This is a genomic window from Microbacterium sp. M4A5_1d (genome assembly GCF_053345465.1).
Window position 1 is genome coordinate 139,316 of sequence record NZ_JBKFAD010000003.1, and the last position, 16,767, is coordinate 156,082.

Sequence of the window (16,767 nt, forward strand, 5' to 3'; positions counted from 1 at the left end):
CCTCCGTTGGGTGTCGAGCGCAGACCGCGGTCCGCGCGTGTGGCGAGTCAGCGAGCGGGCTGGGTGTGCCAGATACGGTCGATGTAATCGCGGATGGAGCGGTCCGACGAGAAGAAGCCCGTGCGGGCGACGTTCAGGATGGCCGAACGGGTCCAGGCATCGCGGTCGGCGTAGGCGGCATCCACCCGCTCCTGCGCCGCGATGTACGACGTGTAGTCGGCCAGCACCATGAACCGGTCGTCGTAGAGCAGGTTCGACACGACGGGCTCGAAGGTCGAGCGGTCGCCCTCCGAGAACGCGCCCGACCCGATCAGGTCCAGGGCACGGCGCAGCTCGTCGTCAGCCTGGGCGAACTCTCCCGGCCGGTAGCCGGCGGCCCAGAGTTCCTCGACCTCGGGCTCGCTCATGCCGAACAGGAAGAAGTTGTCGTCACCGACGAGCTCACGGATCTCCACGTTCGCGCCGTCATCGGTGCCGATGGTGAGCGCGCCGTTCAGGGCGAACTTCATGTTGCCCGTGCCCGAAGCCTCCTTGCCGGCCAGCGAGATCTGCTCCGACAGGTCGGCCGCGGGGATGACCCGCTCGGCAAGGGTGACGTTGTAGTTCGGCGGGAAGACGACCTTGAGGCGCCCCTCGAGGCGCGGGTCGTTGTTGACGACTGCGCCAACCGCGTTGATGAGATGGATCACACGCTTGGCCATCGCGTAGCCGGGAGCCGCCTTCGCGCCGAAGATGAAGGTGCGCGGCTGCAGGTCGGATACCGCCACTCGGCCCGACACGACACGCTCGTAGAGGGTGACGATGTGCAGCAGCTTCAGCGTCTGACGCTTGTACTCGTGCAGCCGCTTGACCATGACGTCCAGCAGATGGTCGTCGGCGATCTCGAAGCCGTCGCGCTTCATCAGAACGTCGTTGAGGCGCCGCTTGTTCGCGGCCTTCACGTCGGCGAAGGCAGCGCGGAAGTCCGGGTCCTCCGCGTACGACTCGAGTTCACGCAACCGCTCGAGGTCGGTGAGCCAGCCCGTGCCGAGCGCCGCCGTGATGAGCTCGGAGAGCTTCGGGTTCGCCAGCCGCATGAATCGGCGCGGCGTGACGCCGTTCGTGACGTTCGTGAACTTCTCGGGCATCATCTCGTCGAACTGATGCAGCACCTTCTCGCGCAGCAGCTGCGAGTGCAGCTCGGCGACGCCGTTCACCTTCGCCCCGGCGACCGTCGCGAGGTAGGCCATGCGCACGGCCCGGTGCTCGGAGACGATCGACATGTCGCGCAGACGCTGCTCGTCGTCGCCGAACCGCTCGCGCACACGCAGCAGGAACTCGTCGTTGATGCGGTAGATGATCTCGAGATGCCGCGGCAGCAGGCGTCCGAGCAGATCGACCGACCAGACCTCGAGCGCCTCGGGCAGCAGGGTGTGGCAGGTGTAGGCGAAGCACTTCTGGGTGATCGCCCACGCGGCATCCCAGTCGAGCTTCCGCTCGTCGACCAGCACGCGCATCATCTCGGGGACGGCGATGACGGGGTGGGTGTCGTTGAGCTGGAAGATGACGCGGTCGGGCAGATCCTCGAGATCGAAGTCCTCCGGCAGCACCTTCGTCATGTAGTCGGCGATGGATGCCGCGACGAAGAAGTACTGCTGCTGCAGGCGCAGCTCCTTGCCCTGCGGAGTGGAGTCCTCGGGGTAGAGGACCTTCGAGATGTTCTCGGCGAAGGTCTGCGCGCGCACCGCCTCGACGTAGTCGCCGCTGTTGAAGGTGCGCAGGTCGAAGGCCTTCGTCGCCTCGGCGCTCCAGAGGCGGAGGGTGTTCACACGACCGTTCTGGTAGCCGGGGACCATGTAGTTGTAGGGCACGGCACGGACGCTCCAGGCCGGCACCCATCGGCTGCGGATGACGCCGTCATCGTCGTAGGTCTCGGTGTGACCCGCGAACGACACGGTCTGCGCCGCTTCGGGGTGACGGAACTCCCACGGCGAGCCGAGTGCGAGCCAGGCATCCGGCTTCTCGATCTGCTCGCCGCCCCGGAACACCTGCCGGAAGATGCCGTATTCGTAGCGGATGCCGTAGCCGATACTCGGCACGCTGAGGGTGGCCAGCGAGTCGACGAAGCACGCGGCCAGCCGCCCGAGACCGCCGTTGCCGAGGCCCGGCTCGACCTCGTGGGCACGCATCGTGTCGATGTCGATGCCGCACGCGGCCAGTGCTTCGGTGGCGATGTCGGTGAGCCCCGACGCGAGCAGGTTGTTGTCGAGCTGGCGCCCGAGCAGGTACTCCGCCGACAGGTAGCAGACGGCCTTCCGCTGGTCCTCGCGCTGACGTCGCTGATCTTCGAGCCACCGCGCGACGAGGTAATCGCGGACGGTCGCCGCGAGCGCCATGTACTTGTCGGTCTCGGTGGCCGCCGACAGGGCGACGCCGCGCTCCATGTTGAGGTTCAGCAAAAACTCACGCACGAAACCGTCGACCGTGGCCGGAGGCGAGCTCACCGGCGCGAGCGCCAGCGGGTGGGTCGCGACGATCGTGCGGGAGCCGGAGGTGTTGTCGTTCTCGCTCACGGTTCGAAACTACCCGCTGGATCGTCATCCCGCGGGGTCGTCTCTGATGGACCGCCCGGAATTTACAGGAAGGTCATCGCTCGGTCACAGCCGGCGTCACCGCGATCACTCCTGGGCGGCCCGGATCGTGGCGACCTGGTAGAGCGCGACGGACGCCGCGATACCGGCGTTGAGCGACTCGGTCGCCGACGAGATGGGGATCGAGACGACCTGGTCGCACGTCTCCGTCACGAGACGCGAGAGCCCCTTGCCCTCCGAGCCCACGACGATGACGACCGGGCGGTCGGCCAGCTGCAGCGCTGGCAGCGCGACGTCTCCCCCGCCATCGAGACCGAGTACGAAGACGCCCTGCTTCTTGAACTCCTTGAGCGTGGTCGTCAGGTTCGGTGCGATCACGACCGGGATGCGCGCGGCCGCGCCGGCGCTGGTCTTCCAGGCGGCCGAGTTGACGCCCGCCGAGCGGCGCTGCGGCACGATGACGCCCTGGCTGCCGAAGGCGGCCGCCGAGCGCATGATCGCCCCGAGGTTGCGGGGGTCGGTGACGCCGTCGAGCGCGACGAGCAGCGGCGTCTCGCCCGAGTCGATGACCTGCTCGAGAAGATCCTGCGGGTGGCCGTACTCGTACGGAGGCACCTTGATCGCGACGCCCTGGTGCACGCCGTCGAACCCGGCCATGCGGTCGAGTTCCTGCCGCGTGACCTCGAGCACGGGGATGCCGCGGTTCGTGGCGATCGACAGCATCTCCTTGACGCGGTCGTCCATCTCGACGCGCTGCGCGATGTAGAAGGCGGTGGCGGGGATCTTGGCGCGCAGCGCCTCGAGGACGCTGTTGCGGCCGGTGACCGTCTCGGTGTCGTCACCCGACTTCGACTTGGGCGCGCGGTTCGAGCTGCCTTGGCGCTGCTGCGGCTTGCCGCCGGCAGCGACGTAGCGCTCCTGGGCGGCCTTGCGCTTACCGGCGGGGTGCCAGGCGCGGTCTTCGGCCTTGGGGGTCGGGCCGCGCCCCTCGAGCGAGCGACGGTTCTTGCCGCCGGTGCCCTTGGTGGGGCCCTTCTTCTTGCCGCGTCCGGCGGACGGGTTTCCTGGCTTAGCCACGGTTCACACTCCAATGGGTCCCCTCGGGACCGTCTTCGAGGACGATGCCGGCCGCCGCGATCGCGTCGCGGATGCGGTCGGCCGTCGCCCAGTCCTTGGTGGCGCGCGCCTCGGCGCGCTGGTCGATCATGGTGCGCACGAGCGCATCGAGAGCGATGGTCTCGGCGTCGTCGCCGCGCGCCTCGCCGGCGGCGTCGAGTCCGAGCACAGCGAGCATTCCCGAGACGGCTGCGACGGCATGCGCCACTGCGTCTCGATCGCCCGCGTCGAGAGCGGTGTTGCCCGCCCGGACCGTCTCATGCAGAACGGCGAGCGCCTGCGGGACGGCGAGATCGTCGTCCATCGCCGAGGCGAAGGCGGCGGGAAGTTCGACGTCGCGAGACGCTGATGCGTCGGGAAGCAGGCGTGCGGCGCGCTGCAGGAACGCCTGGATGCGGGCGAGCGCCGCCTCCGCCTCATCGAAACTCTGTGAGGTCAGGTCGAGGCTCGAGCGGTAGTGGGCGGCTCCGAGCGCGTATCGCACGACGCGGGGGTCGCGCTCACGCAGCACATCGTCGGCGAGCAGGAAGTTGCCGAGCGACTTCGACATCTTCTGGTCACCGACCGTGACGAGGCCGTTGTGAACCCAGTAACGCGCGAAGGCGTCACCCGCAGCCGTCGACTGCGCGAGCTCGTTCTCGTGGTGCGGGAAGCGCAGGTCGAGCCCGCCGCCGTGGATGTCGAACTCGCCGCCGAGGTAGCGCCGGCTCATCGCCGAGCACTCGATGTGCCAGCCGGGACGGCCGAGTCCCCAGGGGGAGCTCCAGGCGGCGTCCGACGGCTCTTCGGGCTTGGCGCCCTTCCACAGGGCGAAGTCGCGCGGATCGCGCTTGCCTCGGGGGTCGGCGTCCGCCGCGGCCTCCATCGCGTCGAGCGACTGGCGCGTCAACGAGCCGTAATCGGGCCACGACCGCACATCGAAGTACACGTCTCCCGATCCGTCCGGCGCCGCATAGGCGTGGCCGCGCTCGATGAGGGTATCGATGAGCTCGATCATCTGCGGAACGGATGCCGTGGCGCGCGGCTCGTACGTCGGCGCGAGCACGCCGACCGCCGCATAAGCGCGAGTGAACTCGAGCTCGATCCGGTAGGCGAGCGCCCACCAGGACTCGGCATCCGTCGCATTGGCGAGGATCTTGTCGTCGATGTCGGTGACGTTGCGGACGAAAGTCACCCGCCCATGACGGTACTCGAGCCAGCGACGCAGGATGTCGAACCCGACAGCGGCCCGGACGTGGCCGATGTGGGGCCCCGACTGGACCGTCGGACCGCAGACGTAGACCGTGACGTTCGACGGGTCGCGCGGCGCGAAATCGCGCAGCGCCTGCGCGCGGGTGTCGTAGAGGCGAACGGTCACTGCACCAGCCTACCGGCGGGCTGCCACGCCGCCGTGGCATGAGCGCGCTCCGAGACGCGGTAGAACTGGAGGGTGCTGCCCGTGATCGCCGTCCTCGCCGCGGCAGTGCTGTTCGGCACGACCGGCACCGCACAGGCCCTCGGCCCCGAGAGCACCACACCGCTGGGGGTCGGCGCCGCCCGGCTCATCGTCGGCGGCACGGCGCTCGCTGCCGTCGGCCTTTCGGTCGGGGCCCGAAGACAGCGCGCACGCTTCGCTCGCGACGGCATCCGCCCGGTCACGAGTTCGCGCGCCGTCGCCCTCATGGCACTGACCGGGCTCTGCCTCGCCCTCTACCAGCCGTTGTTCTTCCTCGGCACGGCGCGCAACGGTGTCGCCGTGGGGACGGTCATCGCACTCGGATCCGCGCCGGTGCTGGCCGGACTGCTCGAGTGGGCCCTCACGCGGCGGCGGCCGACGACGTCGTGGATGACCGCGACCGCCCTGGCCACGGCCGGAGTCGCCCTGCTCGCCGTCGCGGGAGGCGGCTCGGCGGGGGCGGACGGTCTCGGCGTGCTGGGGTCACTCGGGGCGGGCGCCTCGTTCGCGGTGATCGCCAACGCGCAGCGGCGGCTGATCTCCGGCGGCTGGGACGCCTTCACCGTCTCGGGCGCGATGGGAGCCGGAGCTGCGGCGTGCGGCGTCGCGATGCTCCCCTTCACCGACATGGGCTGGCTCACCGACCCCCGCGGCTGGGCGATGGCTCTCTGGCTCGGGCTCGCGACCGTCGCGCTCGCCTACGCCCTGTTCACCTGGGGGCTCGGCGGTCTGAGCGCCGCGACCGCGGCGACTCTCACCCTCGCCGAACCGCTGACGGCAAGTCTGCTCGGCGTCATCCTGCTCGGTGAACGTCTCGCTCCGCTCGCGCTCGTTGGGCTGGCGGTGCTCGCCGCGGGCCTGGTGCTGCTCGCCGCGACCTCGCGCTCTCGTAGCAACCCTGCCCCGACACCCCTGGAGGCCTGACATGACGGAATCGCTCACCATCGTCCGAGATGATCTCTCCGGCGTCGCGACGCGCGGGCTGCTGGCCGCACATCTGGCCGGCATGCTCGCGAACACGCCCGTCGAGAGCGTGCACGCACTCGACCTGACGGCGCTGCAGCATCCCTCCGTGCGGGTGTACTCGGCTTGGCTGGGCGACGAGATCGCCGCCGTCGGAGCGCTCAAGGTCTTCGGCAGCGACTGCGCCGAGATCAAGTCCATGCGCGTCTCCGAGGCTTTCATCGGGCGCGGGCTCGGACGCGCGATGCTGCAGCACCTCGAGCGGGAAGCCCGGGACGTCGGCATCCGCTCGCTCTGGCTCGAGACCGGCTCCGGCGCGGATTTCGTCCCGGCACGCGGACTCTACGAGAGCGCCGGGTTCTCGTACTGCCCGCCCTTCGGCGACTACTCCCCCGATCCGCTGTCGGTGTTCATGACGCGCGACCTCGATCCCGCGACCGAGTCCGCTGCTCCCTGAGCCGCAGCACGGTCGACGTCGGGCGCACTTCGATGCATCAGGCGCAGCTCGAACCGCGCTTCATCCGCGCAACTGCGCCCGACCCGTGCCGGATGTCGGCTGACCCGTCAGCGGATGCGGTGAACGAGGGCGACGGCGGTCGCTGAGACGCCTTCGCCGGTGCCGGTGAACCCGAGCCCGTCGGTCGTCGTCGCGGCGACGGAAACCGGCGCCCCGAGGGCATCTGTCAAGACCGCCTCGGCCTCGGCACGGCGCGGCGCGAATCGCGGGCGGTTGGCCTGCACCTGAACCGAGACGTTGCCGATCGCGAACCCGGCCTCAGACACGAGCTCGCGCACCCGCCGCAGGAAGACGACGCCCGAGGCACCCGCGTACTCGGGACGGTCGACGCCGAAGTGGGTGCCGATATCGCCGAGGCCCGCGGCCGCGAGCACCGCGTCGACGATCGCGTGGGCGACGGCGTCACCGTCGGAGTGACCGCGCAGTCCGGCCTCGCCGGGCCAATCGAGCCCAGCCAGCCGCAATTCCCCGTCCCCCCCGAAGGCGTGGACGTCGGTACCGATACCGACGAGCGGGATCACGGATGCCGCAGGAGTCGCCGGCCGCAACAGGTGACGCGCTCGATCGAGGTCGGCGGGCGTGGTGATCTTGAACGACAGATCGTCGCCCATCACCGTGTGGACGGGGTGACCGACGGCCGCGAACAGGGCGGCGTCGTCGGTGTACTCCTCCGTCGCCGCGGCGTACGCCGCCTCGAGGAGCGCGCGGGGGAAACCCTGGGGAGTCTGCGCCGCTACGAGCGGAGCGCGATCGACGGCTTCGTCGACCACGGCGCCGGTCACGCGTTTGAGCGTATCGACGACCGGTCGGGCGGGGACGACCCCGGCGCCGGTGCGTTCGACCTCGGCGATCACCCGTTCGAAGACATCCGGCGGGGTGAGGGCGCGAGCGGCGTCATGGACGAGGACGGTCTCGACGTCGGCCCACAGCGCTGCGAGCCCCGCGGCGACCGACTGCTGCCGCGTCTGGCCACCGACGACGACCGACACGAGATCGGACCGCCCGCCGAACGCCGCTTCGGCCTCGGTCTGCGCGTCGCCCTGACGTCCGCGGGGAACGACGATCACGACCTGCGCCGCCGGCGCCGGGGCAATGCCGTCGAGGGCGTGCCTCAGGATCGAATGCTCGTCGATACCGACGAAAGCCTTCGGCGCCCCGGCCGACAATCGTGTTCCGGAACCGGCCGCGACGACGACGATAGCGACGCGCGGAACGGGGATGATGCCCACGGCAGCGGATGCCGGATCGGCCTCAGGAGGCGAGGACCTCGTCGAGGACGCCCGAAGCGTGGTCCTCATCGGCCTTCAGCGCGAGCGCGATCTCGGAGACGAGGATCTGACGCGCCTTGGCGAGCATGCGCTTCTCACCCGCGGACAGGCCACGGTCCTGATCGCGACGCCACAGGTCGCGAACGACTTCGCTCACCTTGATGACATCGCCCGAGGCGAGCTTCTCGAGGTTGGCCTTGTACCGACGCGACCAGTTGGTCGGCTCTTCGGTGAAGGGAGCGCGCAGGACGTCGAACACGCGCTCGAGACCGTCCTTGCCGATGACGTCGCGAACGCCGACCAGGTCGACGTTGTCAGCCGGGACCTCGATGATGAGGTCTCCCTGGGTGACGTTGAGCTTCAGGTATTTCTTCGTCTCGCCCTTGATGATCCGGTCCTTGACCTCGATGATCGTGGCTGCCCCGTGGTGGGGGTAGACGACGGTTTCGCCAACCTCAAAAAGCATGGAGTTATATCCCTTCGGCAACATCCAGGATAACACAGGGGGCATACAGTAAGGTTTGCCGCCGCTTATGCCCCGCAGCATCCAGCCGATGTCGGCGGACCAGCCTCGTCACCCTCTAGACTGCTGAGGACGCCGTCTGCCTGCCTGGAGGATCCGTGAAACTGCGAATCGTCGCTTCGATTGCCGTGGGCGCCGCCCTGACCCTGGGAGCCGCCGGCTGCAGCATGATCGCGCCGCAGGCGACCACGATCGACTTCTCCGCTTCGGACGGCGTGAACATCCCGCCGTCCGGCCCGCTCGACGTCCGCAACGCGATGGTCATCGCCGACGAGTCCGGCACGGCCGGCAACTTCCTCGCCGCCATCGTCAACCCCACCGACGAGGACCACACGCTCATCTTCGGGTTCGACGGCGTCACCACCGAGATCGAGGTTCCGGCTCGCGACAGCATCAGCCTGGGCGTCGACGGCAACGAGCCGATCCTGCTCGACGGCATCGACACCAAGCCCGGCGCGACCCTTCCGATGTCGTTCCAGTCGGGCGACGCCGAGGGCGTACGCATCGACGTGCCCGTCCTCGACGGCAAGCTTCCCTACTACACCGAGTACGTCCCGCTCGAGACGCCGACCCCGTCGGTGACCCCCACCCCGTCGGCCACCCCGACACCGTGACGACTCGGCGCATCTGACGCGAACAGAGGGCCCGGCGTTCATCGCCGGGCCCTCTGTTCATCGCGCTCGCGAGCGTCAGCCTTCGAATCGATAGCCGAGGCCTCGAACGGTGAGCAGCATCGACGGCTGCCCCGGGTCGCTCTCGATACGCGAGCGGATGCGCTTGATGTGCACGTCCAAGGTCTTCGTGTCACCGAAGTAGTCGCTGCCCCACACGCGGTCGATCAGCTGCCCGCGGGTCATCACGCGTCCGGCGTTGCGCATGAGCACTTCGAGCAGCTCGAACTCCTTGAGCGGCATGTTGATCACGCTGCCGTCCACGGCGACCGTGTGACGGTCGAGGTCGATCGTGACCCGACCACCGACGAGCACGCGTTCGTCGACATCGACCTCTGCGGTCGCCGCACGGCGCAGCACAGCCCGCATCCGCGCCAGCAGCTCGCGCGACGAGTACGGCTTCGTCACGTAATCGTCGGCGCCCAATTCCAGCCCGACGACGATGTCGACCTCGGAGTCCTTGGCCGTGAGCATGATGATCGGGATCTTCGACGTCGTCCGGATGATGCGGCACACCTCGGTTCCCGGCATCCCGGGCAGCATGAGGTCGAGCAGCACGATGTCGGCACCACGCGACTCGAAAGCCTCGAGCGCAGCGGGTCCGTCCTCGGCGATCTCGACCTCGAAGCCCTCCCGTCGCAGCAGGTAGGCCAGCGGGTCGGCGAGGTCGGGCTCATCCTCCACGAGCAGGACACGGGTCATGATGGGTCTCCCTTCGTCCGGGCGGGAAGGGCCCGGGCGATCTTCTTTCTGGTCTTCCGGGGCGTCGGCGCCGCGCCGTCGGGCGCGGCGATCGCGGGAAGGCGGATGGTGAACGTGGAGCCGCGGCCCGGCCGCGACCACAGCTGGACCTCGCCCCCGTGGCGCTGGACGGCGTGCTTGACGATCGACAGCCCGAGCCCGGTGCCCCCGGTGCGTCGGGAACGGGCGTAGTCGGCCCGGTAGAAGCGCTCGAAGACGCGCTGCTGCTCGCTCTCGGGGATCCCGATACCCCGGTCGGTGACGGCGATCTCCACCGTGTCGCCGTTGCCACGGATGCCCACGCCCACTTGGCTCGCCGGCGGCGAATAGACGATGGCGTTGGCGATGAGATTGCCCACCGCTTCGCTCAGCACCTGCACGTCCCCGCGGACGTAGAGCCCGCGGTCGCCACCGCGCACGAGGGCGACGCCCGCCGACTCGGCAGCGATCGCGTGCGTCTCGATCGCCGACGTGACGACCTCGTCGATCGCGACGTCGCGCAGCTCGGTCAGCTCGTCGGAGGACTGCAGGCGAGACAGGCTCATGATGCGCGAGGTCAGGTTGCCGAGCCGCATCGCCTCGGCGCTCAGCCTGCTGGCGAACGAGCGCACCTGTTCCGGGTCGTCGGCGGCCGACTCGATCGCCTCGGCGAGCAGAGTGACGGCTCCGACCGGTGTCTTCAGCTCGTGGCTCGTGTTGGCCACGAAGTCGCGGCGCATCTCAGCGAGCCGCTCGCGCTCGGTGATGTCGCGGACCAGCACGAGCGTGAAACGCGGCGTGATGCTGCTGGCGCGCGCGACGATGAGGCGCGGTTCCGCCGGCGCGACGCCGCGTCGGAGCTTCAGCGTTCCCGTCTCGGAATGCGGCACGCCGCGGGAGGACCGCAGCAGCTCGCGCAGCTCATCGCCGGGGATCGACTCGCCCTCGAAGAGACCGAACAACTCGGCGGAGGGCGACGTCGCGACAATCGTGAACGACGCATCGACGATGAGCGCAGCCTCGTCGAGGGCGCCCAGAACCTCACGCGCGCCCGCAGGCAGTTCGCCGTCGGCCTGTTCCTGCGCCTGAGCGCGAGCACGCCAGGCGAGGAAGGCCACGGCGCTGATGAGAAGGCCGACGAACACGCCCGCGAGAAGGGCGAGCAGCGCGAGCTGCGTCGGATTCATTCCTCCAGATTAGAACGCGGCGCAGGGTCCGCCCATCGCGTCTCGGCCGTTCCTACCCCGACTCGCGCGGATGTTCATCGGCTCGGCACCGTTCGTTAACCTTGTCGAGCGACAATCGCGTCGCCGTGAGTACGGCGTCGTGCTGTCTCCGCAAGAAGGAAAGGTGCTCCGATGCGCGAAGTGTTCCACCAGTCCCTCGAGGACGTCCAGACCCGCCTGGTCGAGATCTCCGAGCTGGTGACCGTCGCGATCGAGAAGGCCACGCGTGCATTCGGCACGAGCGACATCACCCTCGCCGAAGAGGTCATCGACGCGGATGCCGTGATCGATGAGAAGGCCATCGCGATCGACGAGCTGGCGATCGAGATCCTCGCCCGCCAGCAGCCGGTCGCCCGTGACCTGCGCATCGTCGTCTCGGCCCTGCGCACGAGTGCGTCGCTCGAGCGCATGGGCGACATCGCCGAGCACATCGCGCAGCTCACCCGCATGCGCTTCCCCGAGCGAGCGATCCCGAAGGGCCTCAAGGGCACCTTCACTAAGATGGGCGAGATCGACGTCGAGGTCGCGCGCACGCTGACCGAGCTGCTGCGCTCGGAAGACCTCGCGCTCGTCGAGACGCTGCGTGCTCTCGACGACCGGCTCGACGACCTCCACCTCAGCGTCTTCGAGAAGGTGCTCAGCGAGAACTGGCAGGGCGAGGCCGCGGCCACGGTCGACGCGACCCTCGCCAGCCGGTACCACGAGCGCTTCGCCGATCACGCGGTGACGGTCGGCAAGCGCGTGGCCTACCTCGCGACGGGTGAATGGCGCCCCGACACCGAGACGATCAACGTCATCGTGAACGAGAGCGGTCTCTGACCGACATCCGGTCTCGACGAAGGGGCGGTGCCGATCGGCGCCGCCCCTTCGTACGTGTCGTACTCAGGCCTTGCCCTGGTTGGCCACGGCAGCAGCTCCCGCTGCGGCCGCCTCGGGATCGAGGTACTCGCCCGGACCGAGCGGCTTCAGGTCCTCGTCGAGCTTGTAGACCAGCGGGATGCCGGTGGGGATGTTCAGCTCGGCGATGTCGTCGTCGCTGATGCCCTCGAGCTGCTTGACGAGCGCGCGGAGCGAGTTGCCGTGAGCGGTGACGAGCACGGTCTTGCCGGCACGCAGGTCCGTGGCGATGTCGGACTCCCAGTAGGGCAGCAGACGGTCGATGACGAGCTTCAGCGACTCGGTGCGGGGCACCTCGCCGTCGATGTCGGCATAGCGCGGGTCGTTCACCTGGCTGTACTGGTCGTCGTCGGCGAGGGGCGGCGGCGGCACGTCGAACGAACGACGCCACAGCATGAACTGCTCGTTGCCGAACTCCGCGAGGGTCTGCGCCTTGTCCTTGCCCTGCAGGGCGCCGTAGTGGCGCTCATTCAGACGCCACGAACGCTTGACCGGGATCCAGAGGCGGTCGGCCGCATCGAGCGCGATCTGAGCGGTCTGGATGGCGCGGCTGAGGACCGATGTGTACAGGACGTCGGGAAGCAGGCCCGCCTCGGCGAGCAGCTCACCGCCGCGCTGGGCCTCGGCCTTGCCCTGGTCGGTGAGTCGGACGTCGACCCAGCCGGTGAACTGGTTGGACTTGTTCCACTCGCTCTGCCCGTGGCGGAGGAGGATCAGCGTGTAGGGCGCACTCATGCTCCGAGTCTATCGAGCCGGGGCCTGCGATCATGGGGTCATGGCCCCGGGACATATCGGGCAGGCCACCCGTGGAACCACGAACACGAACCGCCTGCGTCGCGTCGATCGCTGGATCGCGCGGCATCCCGTGCTGCGCCGGTGCGCCGACCCCCTGGTGATCGACCTCGGCTACGGCGCGAGCGGCGTCACGGCGTTCGAGCTGGAGGCACGCCTGCGCCCCGCGCGACCCGACGTCGAGGTGCTCGGGCTCGAGATCGATCCCGAGCGCGTCGCTCGCGCGCGCACGCAACTCGAGGAGGTGCGGGTCGGACGGACGCCCTTCGCCCCGGACGCCCGCGTCGGATTCGCGCGAGGCGGGTTCGAGGTGCCCGTGCCGGGTAGCCGCCGGCCGGCGATCATCCGTGCCTTCAACGTATTGCGCCAGTACGACGAAGCGGATGTCGCCGACGCGTGGTCCCGGATGACGTCGCGCCTCGCACCCGACGGCATGCTCGTCGAGGGCACGTGCGACGAGATCGGCCGGGTGAGCACCTGGATCGAGGTGGGCCCGGGTGCCGCACCCCGCAGCCTCACGATCTCGCTCCGTCTCGCGGGGCTCGACTCCCCCGCGATCGCGGCCGAACGTCTGCCGAAGGCCCTCATCCACCGGAACGTCGCCGGTGAGCGGGTGCACGAGCTGCTGTCGTCGCTCGACGACGAGTGGCGGCGGGCCGCGCCGGCATCCGCTTTCGGCCCGGTGCAACGGTGGCGGACGGCCCTGGGGGCGATGGCTGACCGCGGAATCGACCTCGGCGACCGTTCACGGTGGCGCCTGGGCGAGTTCACCGTTCCGTGGAGCGCAGTCGCGCCGCACTGACGCCCGCCGCGTCCGTCATCGCGCGAGGTCAGCCCTCGTTCCAGTCAGCGGCGTCCCGTCGCGCCGCAGCACGGCGAGCGACGGCGACAGCGGCTTCGTAGCCCTCCTCGGGGTACGAGACGAGGTGCTCCGTCGCGAGGGCGTGCACGCGGACGTTCCACTCCCCCGCTGCCGCAGCCCGGTCGATCGCGTCGCGGCCCGATTCGCCGAGCATCACGAACGCCCGGCTCAGACTCTGCTGCAGATCGTCCGGCCCGAGGCCGAAGTGCGCCGCCAGTTCCGATGCGAGCGCGGCGCGCTCGGCCTCGGGTGCGAGTCCGGCTGCCGTACGCCACGCGGTCCGCGCGACCTCGGCGTTCTCGTCGTGCAGGAGCTCCGATGTGATCGCGGGCCAGGCCCGGGGGTCGCGGATCTTCGAGAGCGTGTGGAGCGCCTGAGCCCGTGCCCTCGGGAACGGCGATCCGAGCTCGGGAAGCACCCGATCGAGAGTCGTGTCGCGGTCCTGCCGGGTGAGGGCCCAGGTCAGGGTCTCGCGAACGGTGAGGTCGGGCTCGTGCGCGCACTGCTCGACGAGCACCGGAACGTACTCGGGACGCGGGTAGGTTCCCGCCGCCATCGCGCTGCGAACCCGCTCCGACCCGTCGGGTGAGGCCAGTGCGCGGCGCAGCAGATCCGCGGCCGTGGGGGCGTTCTCGCTGGTCATGTGGCTTCCCTCCCCTCCATCGAACACCCTCGCCGGCTCGCTTGTTCCGTCGACAGGCCGAGCGCGCCGGCAGGGCAGGATCGGCGGCCGCCGCATCGGCTCAGCACGTCCGAGGGCAGGGTCGAGGATCAGCCGCCGATGTCGAGGGCGACCTTGATCCAGCCGGGCTCGCGGCGGTCGAAGGCCTCGTACGCATCGATGACGCCCGCCAGCGACTCGTGCGCCGTGATGAGGGCGGTGGGATCGAAGACACCGGCGGCGACCATGTCGATCAGCGGAGGCGTGACGCTGTGGTGATCACAGTTGCCCATCCGCACGGTCAGGTTCTTGTTCATGGCCTGCCCGATCGGATAGACCTCGGCCAGCGGCGAGTAGACCCCGATGATCCCGATGCGGCCGTACTTGGCGACCATCTCGACCACCCAGCGCGATGCCTGCGACGGAGCGTCGCCGGGTCGCCAGAGATCGCCCTGGGGCGCGATGTCGGGCGCGACCTGCGCGACCTCTTCGTCGAATTCCGCCGCGGCGTCGTCATCCGGAGCGGCCGGCCCACGAGCCGGACGTTCGGCGTCCACACCCACGGCGTCGATGACGCAGTCGGCCCCGATGTCGTTCGTCAGTTCCATGACGGCCGACACGGGGTCGACGTCGTTGAAGTCGATGATCTCTGCCCCGAGGGTCCGGGCCTGTGCAAGGCGATCCGCGACGCCGTCGACGACGATCACGCGTCCCGCCCCCTGCTTGAACGCCGAGACGACGGAGAACTGCCCGACGATCCCCGCTCCGAGCACGACGACGATGTCACCCCGGGAGACCCCCGCCAGCTGCGCGCCGAACCATGCCGTCGGGAAGATGTCCGAGAGCAGGATCGCCTGATCGTCCGTGACGGAGTCGGGCAGCTTCGTCATCGTGTTCTGCGCCCACGGGATGCGCGCATACTCGGCCTGCAGACCGTTGATCGGCCCCGTCGCCTCGGGCCCGCCGAAGAAGGATGTGCCGGCGTGCGGCCCGTTCGGGTTCGCCACGTCGCACTGCGCGGTGTGCCCATCGCGGCAGTAGCGGCACGCGCCGCACGACATCGTCGAGTTGATCACGACACGGTCACCGGGTTGGAAGCCGCGAACATGTCCGCCGACATCGGTCACGACGCCGACCGCTTCGTGTCCGAGGATGGTGCCCTCCTTCATCCCCGACATGGTGCCGCGGATGAAATGAAGATCGGTGCCGCAGATCGCGCTGCGGGTGATGCGGACGATGGCGTCATGCCCGTCTTCGATGCGCGGTTCGTCGACCTCGTCGAGCCGGATGTCGCCGATGCCGTGCCAGACCACTGCCTTCATGATCGCTCCTCACTCCAGGGGAAGACGACCACGCCAGGGAGGCGCCGGGATGCCGCGCGAGGCGGTTGCGAACCCCTGCTGCCTGCCGTACCGTCGGCGGGCGCTCAGATCCGCGGCATCGCCGCGCGGGCCTCGGCCTGCGGCATCCCCGCCGCCGTGAGCAGATCGACGACCAGTGGACGCAGCGCCGTGATGACGTTCTGGTCGCCGAGTGAGGAACCGGGCGCCAGACTGGTCGGATCGAGCCGGGTGGCGACCGCGAGCAGCGACTCTCGGGCGGCCGGTTCCAGCGCGATGTCGTCGATCGACTGACCCAGCAGGTCGGCGGCGCGCGCGATCTGGGCGAGCAAGTCCGCCGCGATCGGGCGCGGCTGGCGGTCTTCGAGGGCGTACACCACGCGGCGCGCGATGACCCGGAGGTTGCGTGTCGCGAGGTCGAGGGATGCGCGCATCCGGTCCTGACGTTGCAGCTCCTCACGCTGGCGCCGGAGGAACGGCGAGATGCGCGCTACGGCGAGCCCGGAGTCCAGCGAGGTCGCCCAGTCGTCGACGAGCGGCTGCAGCGCTCGCGCCTTCTCGAGTCCGCGGTCAGCACGCACGCGGTCGCCGCGGCGCAACGCCTGGATGACGGTCGCCGCCGCGCCGTCGAAGTTCGCGAACAGGGCGCGGCCCGCGCGCGAGACTTCGCGCAGCGGCCGGCGCGGCAGCAGGGCCGTCGCCAGCAGCGCGGCCACCGCTCCCACCGATCCGTCGACGAGGCGCAGGAACGGCATGCTTCCGGGAATCGCGATCACGATCACCGACTGGATCGCTGCCGAGATCGCGAAGCTCGGCTGCGCCGAGAGCGCCCGTGCGGTGAGCAGCGTCGCGGCGAGAGCCAGGGCGAGCTGCCAGGTTCCCGATCCGACGACGACCACGATGAGTTCCGAGACGAGCACGCCCACCAGCATCCCGATCACCGTCTCGAGAACCCGACGAGGCCGCGCGTCGCGCACCAGACCCAGGCTCGAGATGGTCACGGTCGCCGCGAGCAGGGGCGACGGATGCCCCAGCACGAGGTGCGCGAAGGCGTAGGCCGCGGATGCCGCGACGACGATCTGCACGATCGCCGGAGCGGAGTCGCGCGCGCGCTCGAAACCCCGACGCGGGCGCACGCGCGCCCGCCAGCCGGTCGCGATGGGTGCGGTGACGGCGGGCGGCTCGTCGGAGCGCTCGGGCGACACG

Annotated in this window: 16 protein-coding genes; 5 read left to right on the forward strand and 11 right to left on the reverse strand. The window is 69.6% G+C overall.

Annotated elements, in window-relative coordinates:
* Positions 1-47: 47 nt before the first annotated feature.
* The 3 genes from ACLBWJ_RS12505 to cysS all read right to left on the reverse strand — a co-directional run bounded on the left by ACLBWJ_RS12505 (position 48) and on the right by cysS (position 5,043).
* A complete protein-coding gene (locus ACLBWJ_RS12505) occupies positions 48-2,516 on the reverse strand; it encodes a glycogen/starch/alpha-glucan phosphorylase (RefSeq protein WP_439117199.1) in 2,469 nt (822 codons plus the stop codon).
* A 141-nt stretch (positions 2,517-2,657) separates the two neighbouring features.
* Positions 2,658-3,647 carry a 23S rRNA (guanosine(2251)-2'-O)-methyltransferase RlmB gene (gene rlmB, locus ACLBWJ_RS12510; protein WP_274178664.1) on the reverse strand — a complete coding sequence of 330 codons (990 nt, stop codon included), beginning with the start codon at positions 3,645-3,647 and terminating at the stop codon, positions 2,658-2,660.
* Positions 3,640-5,043 (reverse strand): cysteine--tRNA ligase, encoded by a 1,404-nt coding sequence (cysS, locus tag ACLBWJ_RS12515; protein ID WP_447660424.1) that lies wholly within the window; start codon positions 5,041-5,043, stop codon positions 3,640-3,642. The genes rlmB and cysS overlap by 8 nt, the downstream gene beginning before the upstream one ends.
* A gap of 72 nt (positions 5,044-5,115) precedes the next feature.
* Here cysS and ACLBWJ_RS12520 point away from each other — a divergent pair, with 72 nt between their 5' ends.
* Both ACLBWJ_RS12520 and ACLBWJ_RS12525 read left to right on the forward strand, forming a co-directional pair.
* Positions 5,116-6,045, forward strand: coding sequence for a DMT family transporter (locus tag ACLBWJ_RS12520; protein ID WP_112617121.1), 930 nt, complete (start codon positions 5,116-5,118; stop codon positions 6,043-6,045).
* Between the two features lies 1 nt (position 6,046).
* Positions 6,047-6,541, forward strand: coding sequence for a GNAT family N-acetyltransferase (locus tag ACLBWJ_RS12525; RefSeq protein ID WP_447660425.1), 495 nt, complete (start codon positions 6,047-6,049; stop codon positions 6,539-6,541).
* Between the two features lie 107 nt (positions 6,542-6,648).
* On the opposite strand, the gene ispD is transcribed toward ACLBWJ_RS12525, so the two are convergent.
* A complete protein-coding gene (gene ispD / locus ACLBWJ_RS12530; RefSeq protein ID WP_282501225.1) occupies positions 6,649-7,830 on the reverse strand; it encodes a 2-C-methyl-D-erythritol 4-phosphate cytidylyltransferase in 1,182 nt (393 codons plus the stop codon).
* A gap of 22 nt (positions 7,831-7,852) precedes the next feature.
* Positions 7,853-8,335, reverse strand: coding sequence for a CarD family transcriptional regulator (locus ACLBWJ_RS12535; protein ID WP_023954865.1), 483 nt, complete (start codon positions 8,333-8,335; stop codon positions 7,853-7,855).
* 155 nt (positions 8,336-8,490) lie between these two features.
* On the opposite strand from ACLBWJ_RS12535, the gene ACLBWJ_RS12540 reads away from it, so the two are divergent.
* Positions 8,491-9,006, forward strand: a complete 516-nt coding sequence (locus tag ACLBWJ_RS12540) for a DNA modification methylase (protein WP_114588359.1) — start codon at positions 8,491-8,493, stop codon at positions 9,004-9,006.
* 75 nt (positions 9,007-9,081) lie between these two features.
* Here ACLBWJ_RS12540 and ACLBWJ_RS12545 read toward each other — a convergent pair whose 3' ends face one another.
* Together ACLBWJ_RS12545 and ACLBWJ_RS12550 are read right to left on the reverse strand one after the other, a co-directional pair.
* A complete protein-coding gene (locus ACLBWJ_RS12545) occupies positions 9,082-9,765 on the reverse strand; it encodes a response regulator transcription factor (protein WP_112617125.1) in 684 nt (227 codons plus the stop codon).
* A complete protein-coding gene (locus ACLBWJ_RS12550) occupies positions 9,762-10,970 on the reverse strand; it encodes a sensor histidine kinase (RefSeq protein WP_112617126.1) in 1,209 nt (402 codons plus the stop codon). Before ACLBWJ_RS12550 ends, ACLBWJ_RS12545 begins: the two co-directional genes overlap by 4 nt.
* A 171-nt stretch (positions 10,971-11,141) precedes the next feature.
* Here ACLBWJ_RS12550 and phoU point away from each other — a divergent pair, with 171 nt between their 5' ends.
* Entirely contained in the window at positions 11,142-11,828 is a 687-nt protein-coding gene (phoU, locus tag ACLBWJ_RS12555; protein ID WP_112617127.1) for a phosphate signaling complex protein PhoU, read from the forward strand.
* 63 nt (positions 11,829-11,891) lie between these two features.
* On the opposite strand, the gene ACLBWJ_RS12560 is transcribed toward phoU, so the two are convergent.
* A complete protein-coding gene (locus ACLBWJ_RS12560; protein WP_112617128.1) occupies positions 11,892-12,641 on the reverse strand; it encodes a phosphoglyceromutase in 750 nt (249 codons plus the stop codon).
* A gap of 40 nt (positions 12,642-12,681) precedes the next feature.
* Between ACLBWJ_RS12560 and ACLBWJ_RS12565 the strand changes: the two genes are divergently transcribed.
* Positions 12,682-13,500, forward strand: coding sequence for a class I SAM-dependent methyltransferase (locus ACLBWJ_RS12565; protein WP_274178670.1), 819 nt, complete (start codon positions 12,682-12,684; stop codon positions 13,498-13,500).
* A 28-nt stretch (positions 13,501-13,528) separates the two neighbouring features.
* On the opposite strand, the gene ACLBWJ_RS12570 is transcribed toward ACLBWJ_RS12565, so the two are convergent.
* The 3 genes from ACLBWJ_RS12570 to ACLBWJ_RS12580 form a co-directional block, all read right to left on the reverse strand.
* Complete coding sequence (locus tag ACLBWJ_RS12570) at positions 13,529-14,203, reverse strand: HEAT repeat domain-containing protein (protein WP_274178671.1); 675 nt, start codon at positions 14,201-14,203, stop codon at positions 13,529-13,531.
* A gap of 128 nt (positions 14,204-14,331) precedes the next feature.
* Positions 14,332-15,543, reverse strand: a complete 1,212-nt coding sequence (locus tag ACLBWJ_RS12575; RefSeq protein ID WP_282501226.1) for an alcohol dehydrogenase catalytic domain-containing protein — start codon at positions 15,541-15,543, stop codon at positions 14,332-14,334.
* 104 nt (positions 15,544-15,647) lie between these two features.
* Entirely contained in the window at positions 15,648-16,766 is a 1,119-nt protein-coding gene (locus ACLBWJ_RS12580) for an FUSC family protein (protein ID WP_354450261.1), read from the reverse strand.
* Position 16,767 lies beyond the last annotated feature (1 nt).